A 16,651-nucleotide genomic window follows, 5' to 3' on the forward strand; every position below is an offset into this window, starting at 1 on the left:
AGGTTTCCCGGAGTTCTCCACAGCATTGGGCCCGTCGTCCACATGGCCTGTGGATAACCAGATTGGCTGACGCTGCCGACGGGCCTACGGTGGTCCGGCGCCCGCTCCGTCCGCCGGTTTTAGAAACGCCACAAATCCGGCGCGCGACAACCGGAGTTGGGCCTCTTATTTGTCAGTGCCGTGCCGTAGAACAGAGAGGCACGGCGAGGTCCGCTCGGCGGACGGGAGGAGGTGGCTCGGTGAGCATTTCCGAGCCCTTGGACGACCCGTGGGCCGACAGCGGTCCCAGTGATCGTCTGCCCGCCTCCCGCCGTCGTGATGACCACGGCAGAGGCCGCGACGAGCAGCACGACCGTGGCAGGGAAAGCGGCGGGTGGGACGGCGGAGGCTCCGCGTTCGAGCGGGTGCCGCCCCAGGACCTCGACGCCGAGCAGTCCGTGCTGGGCGGCATGCTGCTGTCCAAGGACGCCATCGCCGACGTCGTCGAGATCCTCAAGGGCCACGACTTCTACAAGCCGGCCCACGAGACCGTCTACACGGCCATCCTCGACGTCTATGCGAAGGGCGAGCCCGCAGACCCCATCACGATCGCCGCGGAGCTGACCAAGCGCGGTGAGATCAACAAGGTCGGCGGGGCCTCTTACCTGCACAACCTCGTTCAGACGGTTCCCACTGCTGCCAATGCGGCCTACTACGCCGAGATCGTGCACGAGCGCGCCGTGCTGCGGCGTCTGGTGGAGGCCGGTACGCGCATCACGCAGATGGGATACGCGGCCGACGACGACGTCGACGAGATCGTCAACCGGGCGCAGGCGGAGATCTACGCCGTCACCGAGCAGCGCACGAGCGAGGACTATCTGCCGCTCGGCGACATCATGGAGGGTGCCCTCGACGAGATCGAGGCGATCGGGTCGCGCAGTGGCGAGATGACCGGCGTGCCCACCGGGTTCACCGACTTCGACTCGCTCACCAACGGCCTTCACCCGGGACAGATGATCGTCATCGCCGCGCGTCCGGCGATGGGCAAGTCGACGCTCGCCCTGGACTTCGCACGGGCGGCGTCCATCAAGAACAATCTGCCCAGCGTCATCTTCTCGCTGGAGATGGGGCGCAACGAGATCGCGATGCGTCTGCTGTCCGCCGAGGCGCGCGTCGCCCTGCACCACATGCGTTCCGGCACGATGACCGACGAGGACTGGACCCGTCTGGCCCGTCGGATGCCGGATGTCTCCGCGGCGCCGCTCTACATCGACGACTCCCCGAACCTGTCGATGATGGAGATCCGCGCCAAGTGCCGTCGTCTGAAGCAGCGCAACGATCTGAAGCTGGTCGTCATCGACTACCTTCAGCTGATGCAGTCCGGCGGTTCCAAGCGGGCCGAGAGCCGCCAGCAGGAGGTTTCGGACATGTCCCGTAACCTCAAGCTGCTCGCCAAGGAGCTGGAGATCCCGGTCATCGCGCTCTCCCAGCTCAACCGTGGACCGGAGCAGCGCACCGACAAGAAGCCGATGGTGTCCGACCTGCGTGAGTCCGGATCGATCGAGCAGGACGCCGACATGGTCATCCTGCTGCACCGTGAGGACGCCTACGAGAAGGAGTCGCCGCGTGCGGGTGAGGCCGACCTGATCGTGGCGAAGCACCGAAACGGTCCGACGGCGACGATCACGGTCGCCTTCCAGGGGCACTACTCGCGCTTCGTGGACATGGCACAGACCTGACCCGGCCGCCCGTGCTGGACTGGGGGCATGACGACATCAGAGGAAGAACTGCTGCCCGGGACGCGGCGTGCTCTGCTGCACCGGATCGCCGTCGCCCAGACCGAGGGGCGTGCGCCTTCGCTGTCCGCGGTCGTGGTGCGGGGTGGGAAGGCGGTGTGGACAGGGGCACGGACCTCGGTGGAGGGCCATGCCCCGGACGAGAACGTGCAGTACCGGATCGGTTCGATCACCAAGACCTTCACCGCCGTTCTGGTGCTCCGGCTGCGTGAGGAGGGTGCGCTGGATCTCTCCGACCCGTTGGAGAAGCACCTGCCGGACACCGGTGCGGGCGAGGTGACCATCGCCGAACTGCTCTCGCACAGCGGCGGGCTGGCCGCTGAGACGCCCGGCCCTTGGTGGGAGCGAACCCCGGGGACGCTGCGGCCCGGTCTCGCCGACGTGCTGGGCGAACGGCCGCTGCTGCACCCCAAGGGCAGGCGGTTCCACTACTCGAACCCGGGCTACGCGCTGCTCGGAGCGCTGGTCGAGAAGCTGCGTGGCACCCCGTGGGAGGAAGCGCTCCGGGGGGAAGTGCTCGAACCGCTGGGCCTGCGCCGCACGAGCGTGCGGCCCGAGGCGCCACATGCGGGCGGCTGGGCGGTGCATCCGTGGGCCGATGTGATGCTGCCTGAGCCGCCGGAGGACCTCGGAGTGATGGCGCCCGCCGGACAACTATGGTCCACGGCTGCGGACTTGGGGCGTTTCGCAGCCTTTCTGGCCGAGGGTGACGAGCGGGTGCTGAGCGCGGACGCCGTGCGGGAGATGAGGACGCCGGCCACACCGGTCGAGGCGGCGGACGTGGCCGACGGCTATGCGTACTGCCTGGGGATGGAGCTCCGTCACCAGGACGGGCGGACTCTCGCCGGGCATACCGGATCACTTCCCGGCTTCCTCGCCTGCCTCACCATCAGCGTGGCGGACGACGTGGGCGCGGTGGTCCTGGCCAACTGCACCTCCGGACCGGCGCCGTTCACGGTCGCGGCCGACCTGGTCCGGATCGTCGCCCAGGCAGAGCCGCGTATCCCCGCTCCCTGGAAGCCGCTGAGGGAGGTGGATCCGGCGGTGCTGGAGCTGGTGGGGCAGTGGTACTGGGGTACGCATGCCTGCGCTCTGCGGCTCTCGGCCGACGGGTTCATTTCGCTGGAGCCGCTGTCCGGCAGCGGCCGGCGCTCACGCTTCCGCTCGAACGGGGACGGCACCTGGGTGGGGCTGGAGGGCTACTACGCCGGAGAACTGCTGAATCCTGTCCGGCGCTCGGACGGGCAGGTGAGCCATCTCGACCTGGGGTCGTTCGTGTTCACGCGGCGGCCGTATGACGAAGAGGCTCCGGTGCCGGGTGGAGTGGACCCCGGGGGATGGAGGGGCATCGGTTAGCCGACGGCCGCCGGAAGCCTCGACAGGGCCGTGTTTCACGTGAAACACGGCCCTGAGCGCTTCGTCACAGCGGAAGCTTGAAACCGACGTGGGAGGCCGTGAAGCCGAGTCGTTCGTAGAAGCGGTGGGCGTCGGTGCGCGTGTTGTCCGAGGTGAGCTGGACCAGTCGACAGCCCTCCCGGCGGGATGTCTCGATCGCCCACTCGATGAGCCGGCTGCCCAGGCCGCTGCCGCGCTCGTCCGCATGGATGCGGACTCCTTCGATGATCGACCTGGTGGAGCCACGGCGGGACAGTCCCGGAACGATGGTGAGCTGCAGCGTGCCGACGACACGCTGCTCGCGTACCGCGACGACCAGGTGCTGGTTGGAGTCGGCGACGAGCCGCTTCCACGCGGTCAGATACGGGCTGAGGTCGTCGGGTGACTCGCGCTCCGCGCCCAGGGGGTCGTCCGCGAGCATGCCGACGATCGCGGGGAGGTCGTCGGCGACCGCGGCGCGTATCTCAAGATCTTCCATGTCGGCACCCTATGCGGGCACCGGCGCCTTCAGCGTCTCCACCGCCCGGACCAGAGGGGCCAGCTCCGGGTTCTTCGCCGCCTCGTCGAGCGCCTCACGCAGGGCGGTGTCATTGGTCGGCCGCGCCTGTTCCAGGAGCTCGAGGCCGGACTCGGTGACGTTGGTGTAGATGCCGCGCCGGTCGGTGGGGCAGAGATAGCGCTCCAGCAGCCCTCGGTCCTCGAGCCGGGTGACCAGACGGGTGGTGGCGCTCTGGCTGAGCACGACCGCGTCGGCCACCTGCTTCATCTGCAGATGGCCGCCGTCGCCGTCGTGCTGTCGGCTCAGGACGTCGAGCAGGGAGTACTCCCGCACGCTCAGGTCGTGCCGGGTCTGAAGGGCGCGCTCGATGTGCGCCTCGATCCTCCCGTGCAGCAGGGAGAGTGCGCACCAGCCCTGAGCGAGAGCGGTGAGCGCGGGATCCGTGGCTGTCATGGGCGTTTCCTCCGTCCAGGAGCTCCTGACACAAGAGTAGAGCAAGGACGCAATAGTCAGCGCTTGCAAGTAAAGCGCGCTTGCAACTATTGTGGTGGCACCTAAAGCGCTCATGCAACCTTCGGAAGGTTTCTCCCCTCATGCCTCTCGCGCTTCTGGCCCTCGCGATCGGGGCCTTCGGAATCGGCACCACGGAGTTCGTGATCATGGGCTTGCTGCCCGAGGTCGCGGGCGACTTCGGTGTCTCCATCCCCACCGCCGGCTATCTGGTGACCGGCTACGCACTGGGCGTCATGCTCGGCGCACCCCTGATGACCGTGCTCGGCACCAAGATCTCCCGCAAGCGGATGCTGATGCTGCTGATGGGGCTGTTCGTCGTCGGGAACCTGCTCTCGGCGCTGGCCCCCACCTTCGGCCTCATGCTGACCGGACGCGTGATCGCCTCGCTGGCCCACGGCGCCTTCTTCGGTATCGGCTCCGTGGTCGCGGCCGAACTGGTCGCACCCGACAAGAAAGCCGGAGCCATCGCCCTGATGTTCACCGGGCTGACCGTCGCCAACGTCGTCGGCGTCCCCCTGGGCACGCTCGTCGGCCAGTCCATCGGGTGGCGCGTCACCTTCGCCGTCGTGGCCGTCATCGGCGTCGTCGGCCTGGCCGGTGTCGCCAGGCTCGTCCCCGACATGCCCAAGCCTCAGGGCGTACGCCTGCGCCATGAGCTGGCCGCCCTGAAGAACGCCCAGGTCCTGCTCGCCATGGCGATGACCGTCCTCGGCTTCGGCGGTGTCTTCGCGGCGATCACCTACATCGCGCCGATGATGACGCACGTCGCCGGGTTCGCCGACGGCTCCGTCACCTGGCTGCTGGTCCTCTTCGGCCTCGGCATGGTGGGCGGCAACCTCGTCGGAGGCCGGTACGCGGACCGGGCCCTGATGCCGATGCTGTACGTGTCCCTGGGCGCCCTGGCCGTCGTGCTCGCGCTCTTCACCCTGACCGCGCACAACAAGATCGCCGCTGCCGTCACCATCGCCCTCATCGGCGCTCTGGGATTCGCCACGGTGCCGCCGCTGCAGAAGCGGGTCCTCGACCACGCGCACGGGGCCCCCACCCTGGCCTCGGCCCTCAACATCGGCGCCTTCAACCTCGGCAACGCCCTGTCCGCCTGGCTCGGCGGCCTGGTGATCGCGGCGGGCCTCGGCTACACCGCCCCCAACTGGGTCGGCGCCGTCCTCGCCGCGGCCGCCCTGGTGCTCGCCTTCGTCTCGGCCGCCCTCGAGCGCCGCTCGGACCGCGGCCGGCACTCCGGTCACCGGCTCGGCACCCGCCGAGCGGCCGACCGCCCTCACCCGCTGACCACGGCACCGACAGGCGCGGGGCCAGGGCCGTCCCCTCGCCCGCCGATGCCACACCCGCACCATCGATGTCCCCCCGTACCGCAAGGAGACCCCTCATGAGCACCACCGCCGTCGCCCCGCTCAGCACCGCGGACGCCGAAACCCTCGTCACCACCGCACGACGGGCCGCCGAAGCGGCCGGTGTCACGGTCAGCGTCACCGTGGTCGATGCCGGCGGGCATCTGCTCACCTTCCGCAGGGACGACCGCGCCGTGCTGATCTCCGGTGAGACCAGCACCCGCAAGGCGTACACCGCCCTCCAGCTGAACGCGCCCACCGCCGACCTGGTGGACGCCGTGCAGCCCGGAGGCCCCTTCCACACCCTGCCCACCGCCCTCGACCGGCCGCTGCTCTTCATCGCCGGGGGCGTGCCCGTCCGGCGCGACGGCCGGCTGATCGGTGCGATCGGCGTCGGCGGTGGTGCTCCGGAGCAGGACCATGCCTTCGCCACCGCCGCCGTGGAGGCCCTCGTCTGACGACGTGCCTCGCGACGGACGACGACGCCGGTCCCCAGCGTGCGGGGACCGGCGTCGCTCTGTCCGCGGCGTCGCCGTCAGCCCGCCGCGACCGTCACCGGGGCGAACCGCCGGCTCCGGTCCCCGGGCAGCTCCGTGGTCCCGTACGTCATCACGGCGTTGAACGCGACCGACGCAAGGCCGTGAGCCTTCGCCCAGTCCAGCAGCTCTTCGTGCCGCACGTCGATGTCGGTGCGCAGGGGCCGGACGGTGTGGGCGGCGAGGGAAGCGAGGAGCGCCTTGGCCGTCGTGGTGTCGCGGGCGATCAACGGGCCCACGACATGGGTGTCCATGTTGGGCCAGGCGGCCGCGTAGCCGATGAGCCGTCCGTCCTCCTCGGCGACGCGGAACTGATCGGCGAAGGCGGGCAGCCGGGTGACGACATGCGTCCGGTCCGCCCCGAACACCTCCGCGTCGAGCCGGAGGATCGCCGGGAGGTCCTCGGCGGTCGCGGCACGGGTGGCGACCTCCGGCAGAATGCCGGTACCGACGAATCGGCCCCGCAGCATCTCGGCCCGGCCGGTGACCTTGAAGCCGAGTTCCTCGTAGAGCGGTCGGCCGGAGGGCGTCGCGTGCAGGGTGAGAGGCGTGGTTCCCGCCTCCGCGACGACGTGGCGCATCAACCGGCGCCCCACGCCCCGGCGCGCATGCCGCTCGGCGACCAGGACCATGCCGATGGCCGCGAGTACGGGGTGCTCCTGCGGCCCGTACTCGGTGACGACACAGGCGGCCACCAGACCGCCGCCGGGGTCGTCGATGCCGTACCCCTTCCCGGACGCCAGCAGGAGTCCCCACTTGTGCTCCTCCCGTGGCCACCCCCGGTCCTCGGACAAGTCGGCGCAGGCGGTGAGATCGCGGAGCGTCAGACGGCGGATGGGCAGAGAGTCAAGGGAAGGCGTCGGCACGCAGGTCAGGCTGTCCGACAGGAGCCGTCGGCGTCCACCGGTTTCCATGGACTCGTGCGACCTTTTGGCCATGCCCGTGAGGGCTGGAGGTCAGCCGAGGTCGGGCGCGTGCATGGCGCGCACACCCTCGATGTTGCCGTCCAGGTAATGGCGCAGCGACAGCGGCACGAGGTGGACGGAGGCGATGCCGACCCGGGTGAACGGCACTCGGACGATCTCGTACTCGCCGATGGGTTCCTCGACCTCGGGACCGTGCCGCAGGGACGGGTCCATCGATTCGAGGCGGCATACGAAGAAGTGCTGCACCTTTACGCCGGTGGCGCCGCCGTCCTCGCCGATGTGCTCCACGGTGTCGACGAAACAGGGCACCACATCGGTGATCTTCGCGCCGAGTTCCTCGTACACCTCCCGGTGCAAGGCGTCCACGACGGTCGGGTCCTCCGGCTCGACTCCGCCCCCCGGGGTGAGCCAGTAGGGATCCATGCCGGGTTTGGTGCGCTTGATCAGAATCAGGTTCTCGCCGTCGAGCAGAACGGCTCGGGCGGTGCGCTTGACCACGGGTCGGACGGTCATGGGGGAAATGTGGCCCGGCTGGTTCCACGTGAAACATCGCACGGCCCCACCGGCCGGTTTCGCGCGACGTGACGCGCGCCGGCGGGTCAGCACCAGTCGGTGGCGGCCCGTTCCAGCCACTCGTGGGCCCGTGCGATGTGGGGCATCGCCAGCGTGCCGGTGCGGACCACCAGAAAGTACGTGCGCAGCGGAGGCACGGTCGGTTCGTGCAGGGCCACCACCTCACCCCGCTCGAGTGCACCCGTGCACAAGTACCGCGGCAGCACCGCCATCCCCGCTCCCGCCGTGGCGCAGGCCAGCACCGCGCGTAGATCCGGAACGATGACGGTGCCTGGGGCGACGGGGTGGGAGTCGAAGACGGACGCCCAGTAGCGGGCGACGAACGGCAGCGTCTCATGCACCTCGACCACCGGGACCTGCTCGAGAGCGGACGGACCGGTGCGGCCGACCGCGTCGGCGCCGATCCGCTCGGCCCAGCGTGGGGCGGCGACCAGGATGTGCTCCTCGTCGCAGAGCGCAGTCGCCGTGAGGAGGGCGCCGCGTGGACGGGCCGTGCTGATGGCCAGATCATGATGTCCGGCGGCGAGCCCTTCCAGGGCTTCCTCGGCGGTGCCGAAGGAGGCCCGCAGGGCGAAGCCCTGACCGTCCTCACCGGCCAGCTCCGTGAGCGCGGGCAGCGCACGCTCGGCGGTGAACTCCGGGGGTCCGGCCAGGTGCAAGGTCCGTAAGGAGGAGTCCTCCTCCAGCCCGGACTCCGCTATCTCCACCAGGGCGTCGAGATGCGGTGCGGCCTTGTGGGCGAGCTCGTCGCCGATGCTCGTCGGTGTCACACCGCGCGCCTGGCGCAGGAACAGCGGGCGCCCCAGCTGCCGTTCCAGCGTCCTTATCTGCGAGGTGACAGCGGGCTGGGAGAGGCCGAGCAGGGCTGCCGCACGGGTGAAGGAGCCGGCCCGGTGCACGGTCACAAAGGTCCGCAGCAAGGCCAGATCCACGGCGCACCCTCCCTTGTCAGCCCCCCGCTGCAGGCCGGATATGGCCAACTATAAATAAGTCGATAGGTTGCTGTCGCTACTGTGATTGGACACTGACACTGAGTCAACTAGCCTTGGTCGCGCGGTTCTTCGCGCGCGGAACCGAGGACGGTCCGAGCCACGAGGGGGGAGGCTCGGACCGTCCGCCGCAGTACTCCTGCTGTCCGGTCGTCTCGTACGGCGGCTGGTCAGGAGGCTGATGCGGTCAGGGCGCGCAGCACGTCCGCCACCAGGTCCTCCGGGTCCTCGGCGCCCACGGAGAAGCGGATGAAGCCCTCCGGCACCGCGTCCCCGCCCCAGCGCCCGCGCCGCTCCGCCGTGGACCGTACGCCGCCGAAACTGGTCGCGTCGTCCACGAGCCGCAGCGCGTCGAGGAAACGGTCCGCATGCGCGCGCGTGGGCAGCGTGAAGGACACCACGCAGCCGTAGCGCCGCATCTGCTGCGAAGCGATCTTGTGCGACGGGTCGTCGGGCAGCCCGGGATAGCGCAGGCCCGTCACCTCCGGCCGTTCCCGCAGTGCCTGGGCGAGCGCGAGAGCGGTGGCGTTCTGCCGGTCGACGCGCAGCTGCAGCGTGGCGATCGAGCGGTGCGCGAGCCAGGCCTCCATGGGCCCGGGAATCGCACCGACGATCTTGCGCCAGCGCCGGACGGCGGCCATGGCCTCGGCGTTGCGGCCGGTGACGTAGCCCAGCAGTACATCACCGTGCCCGGTGAGCTGCTTGGTGCCGCTGGCCACGGCGAAATCGGCGCCGAGTTCCAGCGGTCGCTGGCCGAGCGGCGTCGCGAGGGTGTTGTCGACGGCGACCAGTGCCCCCTGCGTGTGCGCCGCATCGGCGAGCCTCCGCACGTCGCACACGTCGAGCCCCGGATTGGAGGGCGTCTCGATCCACAGCAGCTTCGCGCCCTCGAGGACCTCCAGCTGGGCATCGCCGCCGGTCGGCGCGGTGCGCACCTCGATGCCGTACGTCTCCAGCTGGGCGCGCACCAGGGGCAGCGCCTGGTAGCCGTCGTCCGGCAGGACGACCGCGTCCCCGGCGCGCAGCTGGGAGAAGAGCACCGAGGAGATCGCGGCCATGCCCGAGGCGAATACCAGGGCCTCGGCACCGTCCTGCCCCGGTGCCTCCAGTTCGGCGACGGCGCGTTCCAGCAAGGTCCAGGTCGGATTCTCGTCCCGGCCGTAGGTGTACGGGCCGGTGGGGTCGCCGGGCAGGTGGAAGTGGGCGGCGAACACGGGGCCGGGCAGGGTCGGCTCGTGCTTGACCGGCTCGGGCAGTCCGGCCCGCACCGCGCGGGTGCCGTCACCCGTGCCGTCGGGGACCGTCCGGCCGTTGCCGGCGTCCGTCGTCGCATCGTTCATGCCGCGTGTCCTTCCACGTGCGCGCGTACCGCGGCGAGCAGTCCGGTGCTCGCCGCCTCCACCATCTCAAGGCACTCGTCGAACCCCTCGGAGTCCCCGTAGTAGGGGTCGGGCACGTCGAGGTCGTCGCCGGCGGCGGGGTCGTACGAACGCAGCAGACGGACCTTCTCCGCGTCCTGGTCCGTCGGGGCGAGCCGGCGCAGCGCTCTGAGGTGGCCGGAATCGAGCGCGACGACGAGGTCGAGCCGGGCGAACCAGGAGCGGTCGAACTGACGGGCGGTGTGTTCGGCGCCGTATCCGTTCTCCCGCAGCACGGTCACCGTGCGCGGGTCGGCGTCGTCGCCCTCGTGCCAGCCGCCCGTGCCGGCGCTGTCCACCTCGACCAGGCCGTCGAGCCCGGCCTCGGCCACCCGCGCGCGGAAGACGGACGCGGCCATCGGGGAACGGCAGATGTTGCCCGTGCAGACGAAGCAGACGCGGTAGGCCATCGCGCTCAGTCCCCGTCCGGCAGGACGACGTTCAGCGCCCAGGAGACGACGGAGATGATCAGACCGCCCAGGACGGCCGTCCAGAAGCCGTCCACGTGGAAGCTCAGGTCGAGCTGGTCGGCGATCCAGGAGGTCAACAGCAGCATCAGCGCGTTCACCACCAGGGTGAACAGTCCGAGCGTCAGGATGAGCAGGGGGAGGCTCAGCAACTGCACGAGCGGTTTGACCAGGAAGTTCACCAGACCGAAGATCAGGGCGACCAGGATAAGGGTGCTGATCTCCTTGTCCGTGCTGTCGCCGGTCAGGGTGATCTTGTCGAGCAGCCAGACCGCGACGGCGAGTGCGCCCGCGTTGGCGATCGTCTTGACTAGGAAATTCATCATGTGTCTGATCGTGGCAGACACGATCGGGCTTGAGCAGTGAGGTAGGGGCGGGACCAGGAGATGAAGGCATTCCGGCTGGACGAACTGGAGGCGGAACGCGCCGCCAACGACGGGGCGTACCTGCAGTTCCTGCGGGAGCGGAACATGTCGGTCGGCCTCTATGCGCTGGACGCCGGAGCCCAGGACCCGCAGCAGCCGCACAGCCAGGACGAGGTGTACTTCGTCGTCAGCGGCCGGGCGTCGATCACCGTCGGCATGGAGACCACGCAGGTGGCACGCGGCAGTGTCGTGTACGTGCCGGCCGGTGTGGCCCACAAGTTCCACCACATCAGCGAGGACCTGCGGGTTCTGGTGGTGTTCTCTCCGCCCGAGAGCTGAGCCGGGCGTTCGGGGTTCCCTAGGGGATCGGTCAGGGGAGGACAAGGGATCCGACGCCCCCGCCGGACCACCCGCCGCCCTAGCATCGAGTGCAGGACGACATGATGGACGCGACCCGGCACGCTGCGGGCGGAGAGGTAAGGACGAGGGCGATGCGAGAGATCTTCGCGGGACTGCCGTGGTGGGTGAAGTGGATCGCGGTGCCGGTCATCGCTCTGGTGGTGTTCGGCGGGCTGATAGCGAGCGTGGTCGGTTTCGTGATCGGGCTGCTCTTCAAGCTGCTGGTGTTCGTGGCGCTGATCGGCGGACTGATCTACGTCGTACGCAAGTTCACGTCGAGTTCCTCCTCACGCAACGACTGGTGAGCCGAAGGGGACCGGTGAGGCGGTAACAGGAATCGCCGGTTCCCTCGGGCGGGGGACATTTCTCCGGCGGGCCGTCTGAGCGCGGTGACAGCCCGTTAGAGTCCGGAACTCGACGCGGGGTGGACGATCCCCGCGAGCGGCGACCCCCCGACCCGTGTACCTCACACGGGCCGCCCCCTCGCGTTTCGGGAGTGACCCTTGGCCACGACTGGCACCGCCTCCGCGCATCTGACCGCAGTCCCCTCACAACCCCGTTCGCCGGCGGCCGCAGCGGCGCCCACGGCGACCCTCATCGGATCCGTGCAGCGGGCCATGCGGCTGCTGGAGGCTGTCGCCGGGCACGAGTACGGGGCCCCCGCCAAGCAGCTGGCCCGCGAGACCGGGCTGGCGCTCCCCACCACCTACCACCTGCTGCGCACCCTGGTGCACGAGGGCTATCTGCGCCGCGACAAGGGACTGTTCTTCCTGGGGGAGGCGGCCGATCGGCTGAGCAGCAGCGGAGCAGAGCAGAAACGTCGCAGCAAGGTCGTCGAGACCCTTGCCCGCTGGCGCGACGTGATCGGTGTCCCCGTCTACTACGCGGTGTACCGCGACGGCGAGATCGACGTCATCTGCGTCTCCGACACCCCGGGCAACCCCGCGGTCGAGGAGTGGGCCGACTTCCGGGAGACCTGCCACGCCCACGCCATCGGGCAGTGCCTGCTCTCGCAGCTCGACGAGGAGACCCGCCGCGACCACCTGGACCGCTACCCCGTGCGTCCCGTCACGCCGTACACCGTGCGCGACGACCACAGCCTGCTCAGGCGCCTCGACCGCAACCGGCGCGCGGAGCTGGTCACGGAGCGCCAGGAGTACGCCCTCGGGACCGTCTGCGCGGCCATCCCGATCACCGTCGGCACCACGGCGGCGTCGATGGCCATCTCCCTGCCCGCACACCAGGTCGACCGGCTCCTCCCCGCGGCGCGCCATCTGCAGGCCGAGTTGGGGCGTCTGCTCGGGTCGCTCACGCTGTCTATCAGTATCTGAAAACTCACTCCTTGTGATCTGCTGTGTACGTTCAGCAAGATTCCCTCTGGTGCCAGGGTCCATGCCCGGCCAGTCCGCGGCGAATGACGGGGTAGGCGATGCGCGAATCCGTACAGGCAGAGGTCATGATGAGCTTTCTCGTGTCGGAGGAGCTGTCCTTCCGCATCCCGGTGGAGCTGCGGTACGACACCTGTGATCCCTACGCCGTGCGGCTCACCTTCCACCTGCCCGGGGATGCCCCGGTGACCTGGGCATTCGGCCGGGAACTGCTGATCGACGGCGTGGGCCGGCCGTGCGGCGAGGGGGATGTGCGCGTCTCGCCGGTCGACGGCGACCTGCTGGGCGAGGTGCTGATCCGGCTTCAGGTCGGCACCGACCAAGCGCTGTTCCGGTCGTCGACCGCACCGCTGGTGGCCTTCCTCGACCGCACCGACAAGCTGGTGCCGCTGGGCCAGGAAGGGGCGCTCGCCGACTTCGACGCCCACCTCGACGACGCCCTGGACCGGATCCTGGCGGAGCAGAGCGCCGGCTGAAGCGTTACGCCAGTCGGGTGGGCCGGTGACGGAACGCTTCAGCGCGTTCTGCCCCCTCCGCGGGCATCAGCGCTTGCGGCGCCTGCCCCTCCCGCCGGACCCCGCGGCCGACCGGGCATCCGGTACCTGCGGGCGGCCCAGCCCGGGGCTCCGGCCCTGCCCCTGTGCCCGTGCCGTCGGGCGGTCGGCGGAGACAACCAGCGCGGCCAGTGCCGTGGTGACCGGCACCGAGGCCACCAGGCCGATCGAACCGATCAGCGTGCGCACGATCTCCTCCGCGACCAGCTCGCTGTTGGCGACCGTCCCCACACCGCTCTGCGCGATCGAGAACAGCAGCAGCAGCGGCAACGCGGCGCCCGCATAGGCGAGGACCAGCGTGTTGACCACGGACGCGATGTGATCGCGGCCGATACGGATTCCCGCGCGGTACAGCCCGCGCCGGCCCGTCGAGGGATTGGCCTCGTGCAGCTCCCAGACCGCGGACGTCTGCGTGACCGTCACGTCGTCGAGGACACCGAGCGACCCGATGATCACGCCGGCCAGCAGCAGACCGCTCATGTCGATCCCGGGATACAGCCCGTGGATCAGACCGGTGTTGTCGTCGGTGTTGCCGGTGAGCGCGGCCCAACCGATGAAGACCGAGCCCAGGATGCCGATCAGCAGCAACGAGATGAGGGTGCCGAGCACCGCCACCGAGGTGCGTGCCGACGGCCCATGGCAGAGGTACAGGGCGAGCAGCATGATGGCACTCGCGCCCACCACCGCCACGACCAGCGGGTTCGACCCTTGCAGGATGGCCGGCAGGATGAAGAAGTTCAGCACCAGGAAGCTGACGGCCAGGGCGACGAGCGCCATGACGCCGCGCATCCGTCCCACGGCCACGACGGCGAGCGCGAAGATACCGGCGAGCAGCGCCATGGGGAAGCGCCGGTTCACGTCGGTGACCGAGTACTGCAGGTCCTCGGGGGCGGAGGGCTCGTAGGCGACCACGACCTCCTGACCCTCGCTCAGCTGCCGGGACTGGTCCGGCTGCACGATCTCGTCGAACGTACGGCCCTTGTCGTCGCCGGTGTCGACCCTGATCGTCGCCCGCTTGCAGGTACCGTCCGCCTGCTGCTGGGCGGAGGAACCCTCGGCGGTGGAGGTGTCGCCGGTCGGGACGCCTCCGGAGGCGTTCACGGACTGGCAGCTCACCTCCACCACCTTGGTGACCGTGGCCTGCTGCGTCTGCCGGTCGAAACCGACACCGGTGCGCTCGTGCGCCGGGGCGCCGCCCGGCCACAGCACGGCGAGTCCGACCAGCACCGCGGCGGCGAACGGGATCAGGATCGCCGCGATGACTCTGCGCAGATGCCGGGACACGGGGGCCGCGGGGCCATGACTGTGGCTGTGTCCGTGCCCGTGTCCGCTGCCGGCGCCTTGGCCGTGCTGTGGTTCGGGCGGCGGATACGGAGGAGGCTGAGTCGGGGTCACCGCCCGATCATCGCAAGAACGAAGGGGGCCCTCTGTTCACCGCGCCAGAAATGACGCTAGCGTGGAGGCACCTTTTGTACACGCGGGAGCTCGGAGCACCGGGCTGAGAGGGCGCTGACCTCCGTCCCAGCGATGTTTCACATGAAACATCACCGAAGTCGGGTGATGTTTCACACGGAATGTCGTCAGACGGAAACCGCTGCGTCGACCGCCGAACCTGTTACCGGGTAATGCCGGCGTAGGGAGTAGGTCTCATGACCAACAAGGACGCGCGCACGCCTGCCTCCACGCAGAACCCGACGGAGACGTCGGTGGACGCAGGGGCCGGGAAGTCCATCGGCTGGCACAAGGCGTACGTCGAGGGCTCGCGCCCCGACCTGCGGGTGCCGGTCCGTCAGGTGCACCTCACCAACGGGCAGGCTGTCACGCTGTACGACACCTCGGGCCCGTACACCGATCCGCTCGTCGACACCGATGTCCGCCGAGGACTCACTCCGCTGCGGGAGAACTGGATCATCTCCCGCGGTGACACGGAGGAGTACGCGGGCCGTCCCGTCCGTCCCGAGGACGACGGAGTCAAGCACACGTCTCCGCGCGGTGGCCTGCGCAACCTGGACGCCGTCTTCCCCGGCAGGCCGCGTCTGCCGCGCAAGGGCCGGCCGGGTCAGGCGGTCACACAGCTGGCGTACGCGCGCCGCGGTGAGATCACGCCCGAGATGGAGTTCGTGGCGATCCGCGAGAACGTCTCACCGGAGGTGGTCCGGGAGGAGATCGCGGCGGGGCGGGCGGTGCTGCCCGCCAACGTCAACCACCCGGAGATCGAACCGATGATCATCGGCAAGCGGTTCCTGGTGAAGGTCAACGCCAACATCGGCAACTCGGCGGTGACGTCCTCCATCGAGGAGGAAGTGGAGAAGATGACCTGGGCGACCCGTTGGGGCGCGGACACGGTCATGGACCTCTCCACCGGCCGCAACATCCACACCACCCGCGAGTGGGTGCTGCGCAACTCCCCCGTCCCGATCGGCACCGTGCCGCTCTACCAGGCCCTGGAGAAGGTCGACGGCCGGGCCGAGGAACTGACCTGGGAGATCTACAAGGACACGGTCATCGAGCAGGCTGAACAGGGCGTGGACTACATGACGGTCCACGCGGGCGTGCGTCTGGCGTATGTGCCGCTCACCGCGAACCGCAAGACCGGCATCGTCTCCCGCGGCGGCTCGATCATGGCCGCGTGGTGCCTCGCGCACCACAAGGAGTCGTTCCTGTACGAGAACTTCGAGGAGCTCTGCGAGATCCTCGCCGCGTACGACGTCACGTACTCGCTCGGCGACGGCCTGCGCCCCGGCTCCATCGCGGACGCCAACGACGAGGCGCAGTTCGCGGAGTTGCGCACGCTCGGGGAACTCAACACGATCGCGAAGCGTTTCCACGTACAGACCATGATCGAAGGCCCGGGCCATGTCCCGATGCACAAGATCAAGGAGAACATCGACCTTCAGCAGGAGATCTGCGATGAAGCTCCGTTCTATACGCTCGGCCCGCTGACCACCGACGTCGCGCCGGCGTACGACCACATCACCTCCGGCATCGGTGCCGCGATGATCGCCTGGTGGGGCACGGCCATGCTCTGCTACGTCACCCCGAAGGAGCACCTGGGCCTGCCCAACCGCGACGACGTCAAGACCGGCGTCATCACCTACAAGATCGCCGCGCACGCGGCCGACCTCGCCAAGGGGCACCCCGGCGCCCAGGAATGGGACGACGCGCTGTCCGACGCCCGTTTCGAGTTCCGGTGGGAGGACCAGTTCAACCTCGCCCTCGACCCGGACACGGCACGTGAGTTCCACGACGAGACCCTTCCGGCGGAACCCGCCAAGACGGCCCACTTCTGCTCGATGTGCGGCCCGAAGTTCTGCTCGATGAAGATCTCCCAGGACATTCGCCGGGAGCACGGGGGCAGTCGGGACGAGATCGAGGAGGGCATGGCGAAGAAGTCGCGGGAGTTCGCGGCGGCGGGCAATCGCGTGTACCTGCCGATCGCGGACTGAGCGTCCGGCCGCGGAACACGGGAGCGGTGCCCGTCGCGGGTGCCGCTCCCGTGGGGCGG

Annotated in this window: 18 protein-coding genes; 9 read left to right on the plus strand and 9 right to left on the minus strand. The window is 69.5% G+C overall.

Annotated features, from left to right (window positions below; all coding sequences use genetic code 11):
* Positions 1–239: 239 nt before the first annotated feature.
* The gene (dnaB, locus tag ACZ44S_RS21065) at positions 240–1,718 is read left to right on the plus strand and encodes a replicative DNA helicase (RefSeq protein WP_466931255.1); all 1,479 of its coding nucleotides are present in this window, start codon (positions 240–242) and stop codon (positions 1,716–1,718) included.
* Positions 1,719–1,745: 27 nt separating this feature from the next.
* The gene (locus ACZ44S_RS21070; protein ID WP_466931257.1) at positions 1,746–3,131 is read left to right on the plus strand and encodes a serine hydrolase domain-containing protein; all 1,386 of its coding nucleotides are present in this window, start codon (positions 1,746–1,748) and stop codon (positions 3,129–3,131) included.
* 64 nt (positions 3,132–3,195) lie between these two features.
* Here ACZ44S_RS21070 and ACZ44S_RS21075 read toward each other — a convergent pair whose 3' ends face one another.
* A complete protein-coding gene (locus ACZ44S_RS21075; protein ID WP_466931259.1) occupies positions 3,196–3,648 on the minus strand; it encodes a GNAT family N-acetyltransferase in 453 nt (150 codons plus the stop codon).
* Between the two features lie 9 nt (positions 3,649–3,657).
* Complete coding sequence (locus ACZ44S_RS21080) at positions 3,658–4,122, minus strand: MarR family winged helix-turn-helix transcriptional regulator (protein ID WP_466931261.1); 465 nt, start codon at positions 4,120–4,122, stop codon at positions 3,658–3,660.
* 140 nt (positions 4,123–4,262) lie between these two features.
* Between ACZ44S_RS21080 and ACZ44S_RS21085 the strand changes: the two genes are divergently transcribed.
* On the plus strand, positions 4,263–5,573 hold the full coding sequence (locus tag ACZ44S_RS21085; RefSeq protein WP_466931262.1) for an MFS transporter: 1,311 nt from the start codon (positions 4,263–4,265) through the stop codon (positions 5,571–5,573).
* Positions 5,570–5,989 (plus strand): GlcG/HbpS family heme-binding protein, encoded by a 420-nt coding sequence (locus tag ACZ44S_RS21090; protein WP_466931264.1) that lies wholly within the window; start codon positions 5,570–5,572, stop codon positions 5,987–5,989. Before ACZ44S_RS21085 ends, ACZ44S_RS21090 begins: the two co-directional genes overlap by 4 nt.
* Before the next feature lie 77 nt (positions 5,990–6,066).
* On the opposite strand, the gene ACZ44S_RS21095 is transcribed toward ACZ44S_RS21090, so the two are convergent.
* The 6 genes from ACZ44S_RS21095 to ACZ44S_RS21120 form a co-directional block, all read right to left on the minus strand.
* Positions 6,067–6,933, minus strand: a complete 867-nt coding sequence (locus ACZ44S_RS21095; RefSeq protein ID WP_466931266.1) for a GNAT family N-acetyltransferase — start codon at positions 6,931–6,933, stop codon at positions 6,067–6,069.
* 90 nt (positions 6,934–7,023) lie between these two features.
* Positions 7,024–7,506: an NUDIX domain-containing protein gene (locus tag ACZ44S_RS21100; protein WP_466931267.1), complete on the minus strand. Its 483-nt coding sequence runs from the start codon at positions 7,504–7,506 to the stop codon at positions 7,024–7,026.
* An 86-nt stretch (positions 7,507–7,592) separates the two neighbouring features.
* Positions 7,593–8,498: a LysR family transcriptional regulator gene (locus ACZ44S_RS21105; protein ID WP_466931269.1), complete on the minus strand. Its 906-nt coding sequence runs from the start codon at positions 8,496–8,498 to the stop codon at positions 7,593–7,595.
* Positions 8,499–8,725: 227 nt separating this feature from the next.
* Positions 8,726–9,895: a cystathionine gamma-lyase gene (locus ACZ44S_RS21110; RefSeq protein ID WP_466931271.1), complete on the minus strand. Its 1,170-nt coding sequence runs from the start codon at positions 9,893–9,895 to the stop codon at positions 8,726–8,728.
* On the minus strand, positions 9,892–10,383 hold the full coding sequence (locus ACZ44S_RS21115) for a low molecular weight protein-tyrosine-phosphatase (RefSeq protein ID WP_466931273.1): 492 nt from the start codon (positions 10,381–10,383) through the stop codon (positions 9,892–9,894). Before ACZ44S_RS21115 ends, ACZ44S_RS21110 begins: the two co-directional genes overlap by 4 nt.
* A gap of 5 nt (positions 10,384–10,388) precedes the next feature.
* Positions 10,389–10,766, minus strand: a complete 378-nt coding sequence (locus ACZ44S_RS21120) for a phage holin family protein (RefSeq protein ID WP_466931275.1) — start codon at positions 10,764–10,766, stop codon at positions 10,389–10,391.
* A gap of 60 nt (positions 10,767–10,826) precedes the next feature.
* On the opposite strand from ACZ44S_RS21120, the gene ACZ44S_RS21125 reads away from it, so the two are divergent.
* From ACZ44S_RS21125 to ACZ44S_RS21140, 4 genes are all read left to right on the plus strand, one after another.
* Positions 10,827–11,144 carry a cupin domain-containing protein gene (locus ACZ44S_RS21125; RefSeq protein WP_176117699.1) on the plus strand — a complete coding sequence of 106 codons (318 nt, stop codon included), beginning with the start codon at positions 10,827–10,829 and terminating at the stop codon, positions 11,142–11,144.
* Positions 11,145–11,296: 152 nt separating this feature from the next.
* Positions 11,297–11,509: a DUF5326 family protein gene (locus tag ACZ44S_RS21130; protein ID WP_466931277.1), complete on the plus strand. Its 213-nt coding sequence runs from the start codon at positions 11,297–11,299 to the stop codon at positions 11,507–11,509.
* A 300-nt stretch (positions 11,510–11,809) separates the two neighbouring features.
* The gene (locus ACZ44S_RS21135; RefSeq protein ID WP_466931487.1) at positions 11,810–12,535 is read left to right on the plus strand and encodes an IclR family transcriptional regulator; all 726 of its coding nucleotides are present in this window, start codon (positions 11,810–11,812) and stop codon (positions 12,533–12,535) included.
* 98 nt (positions 12,536–12,633) lie between these two features.
* Entirely contained in the window at positions 12,634–13,068 is a 435-nt protein-coding gene (locus tag ACZ44S_RS21140; protein WP_466931278.1) for an SsgA family sporulation/cell division regulator, read from the plus strand.
* A gap of 66 nt (positions 13,069–13,134) precedes the next feature.
* Here ACZ44S_RS21140 and ACZ44S_RS21145 read toward each other — a convergent pair whose 3' ends face one another.
* Positions 13,135–14,541, minus strand: a complete 1,407-nt coding sequence (locus ACZ44S_RS21145) for a YibE/F family protein (RefSeq protein WP_466931280.1) — start codon at positions 14,539–14,541, stop codon at positions 13,135–13,137.
* A gap of 254 nt (positions 14,542–14,795) precedes the next feature.
* Between ACZ44S_RS21145 and thiC the strand changes: the two genes are divergently transcribed.
* On the plus strand, positions 14,796–16,592 hold the full coding sequence (gene thiC / locus ACZ44S_RS21150) for a phosphomethylpyrimidine synthase ThiC (RefSeq protein ID WP_466931282.1): 1,797 nt from the start codon (positions 14,796–14,798) through the stop codon (positions 16,590–16,592).
* The last annotated feature ends 59 nt before the right edge of the window (positions 16,593–16,651 follow it).

This window comes from Streptomyces malachitofuscus (assembly GCF_055571035.1).

Bases quoted from the DNA above. Each gene is read 5' to 3' on its own strand.
- ACZ44S_RS21070 (WP_466931257.1), top strand. From the start codon at position 1,746: ATGACGACATCAGAGGAAGAACTGCTGCCCGGGACGCGGCGTGCTCTG.
- ACZ44S_RS21075 (WP_466931259.1), bottom strand. From the start codon at position 3,648: ATGGAAGATCTTGAGATACGCGCCGCGGTCGCCGACGACCTCCCCGCG.
- ACZ44S_RS21080 (WP_466931261.1), bottom strand. From the start codon at position 4,122: ATGACAGCCACGGATCCCGCGCTCACCGCTCTCGCTCAGGGCTGGTGC.
- ACZ44S_RS21085 (WP_466931262.1), top strand. From the start codon at position 4,263: ATGCCTCTCGCGCTTCTGGCCCTCGCGATCGGGGCCTTCGGAATCGGC.
- ACZ44S_RS21090 (WP_466931264.1), top strand. From the start codon at position 5,570: ATGAGCACCACCGCCGTCGCCCCGCTCAGCACCGCGGACGCCGAAACC.
- ACZ44S_RS21100 (WP_466931267.1), bottom strand. From the start codon at position 7,506: ATGACCGTCCGACCCGTGGTCAAGCGCACCGCCCGAGCCGTTCTGCTC.
- ACZ44S_RS21110 (WP_466931271.1), bottom strand. From the start codon at position 9,895: ATGAACGATGCGACGACGGACGCCGGCAACGGCCGGACGGTCCCCGAC.
- ACZ44S_RS21115 (WP_466931273.1), bottom strand. From the start codon at position 10,383: ATGGCCTACCGCGTCTGCTTCGTCTGCACGGGCAACATCTGCCGTTCC.
- ACZ44S_RS21120 (WP_466931275.1), bottom strand. From the start codon at position 10,766: ATGATGAATTTCCTAGTCAAGACGATCGCCAACGCGGGCGCACTCGCC.
- ACZ44S_RS21125 (WP_176117699.1), top strand. From the start codon at position 10,827: ATGAAGGCATTCCGGCTGGACGAACTGGAGGCGGAACGCGCCGCCAAC.
- ACZ44S_RS21130 (WP_466931277.1), top strand. From the start codon at position 11,297: ATGCGAGAGATCTTCGCGGGACTGCCGTGGTGGGTGAAGTGGATCGCG.
- ACZ44S_RS21140 (WP_466931278.1), top strand. From the start codon at position 12,634: ATGCGCGAATCCGTACAGGCAGAGGTCATGATGAGCTTTCTCGTGTCG.
- thiC (WP_466931282.1), top strand. From the start codon at position 14,796: ATGACCAACAAGGACGCGCGCACGCCTGCCTCCACGCAGAACCCGACG.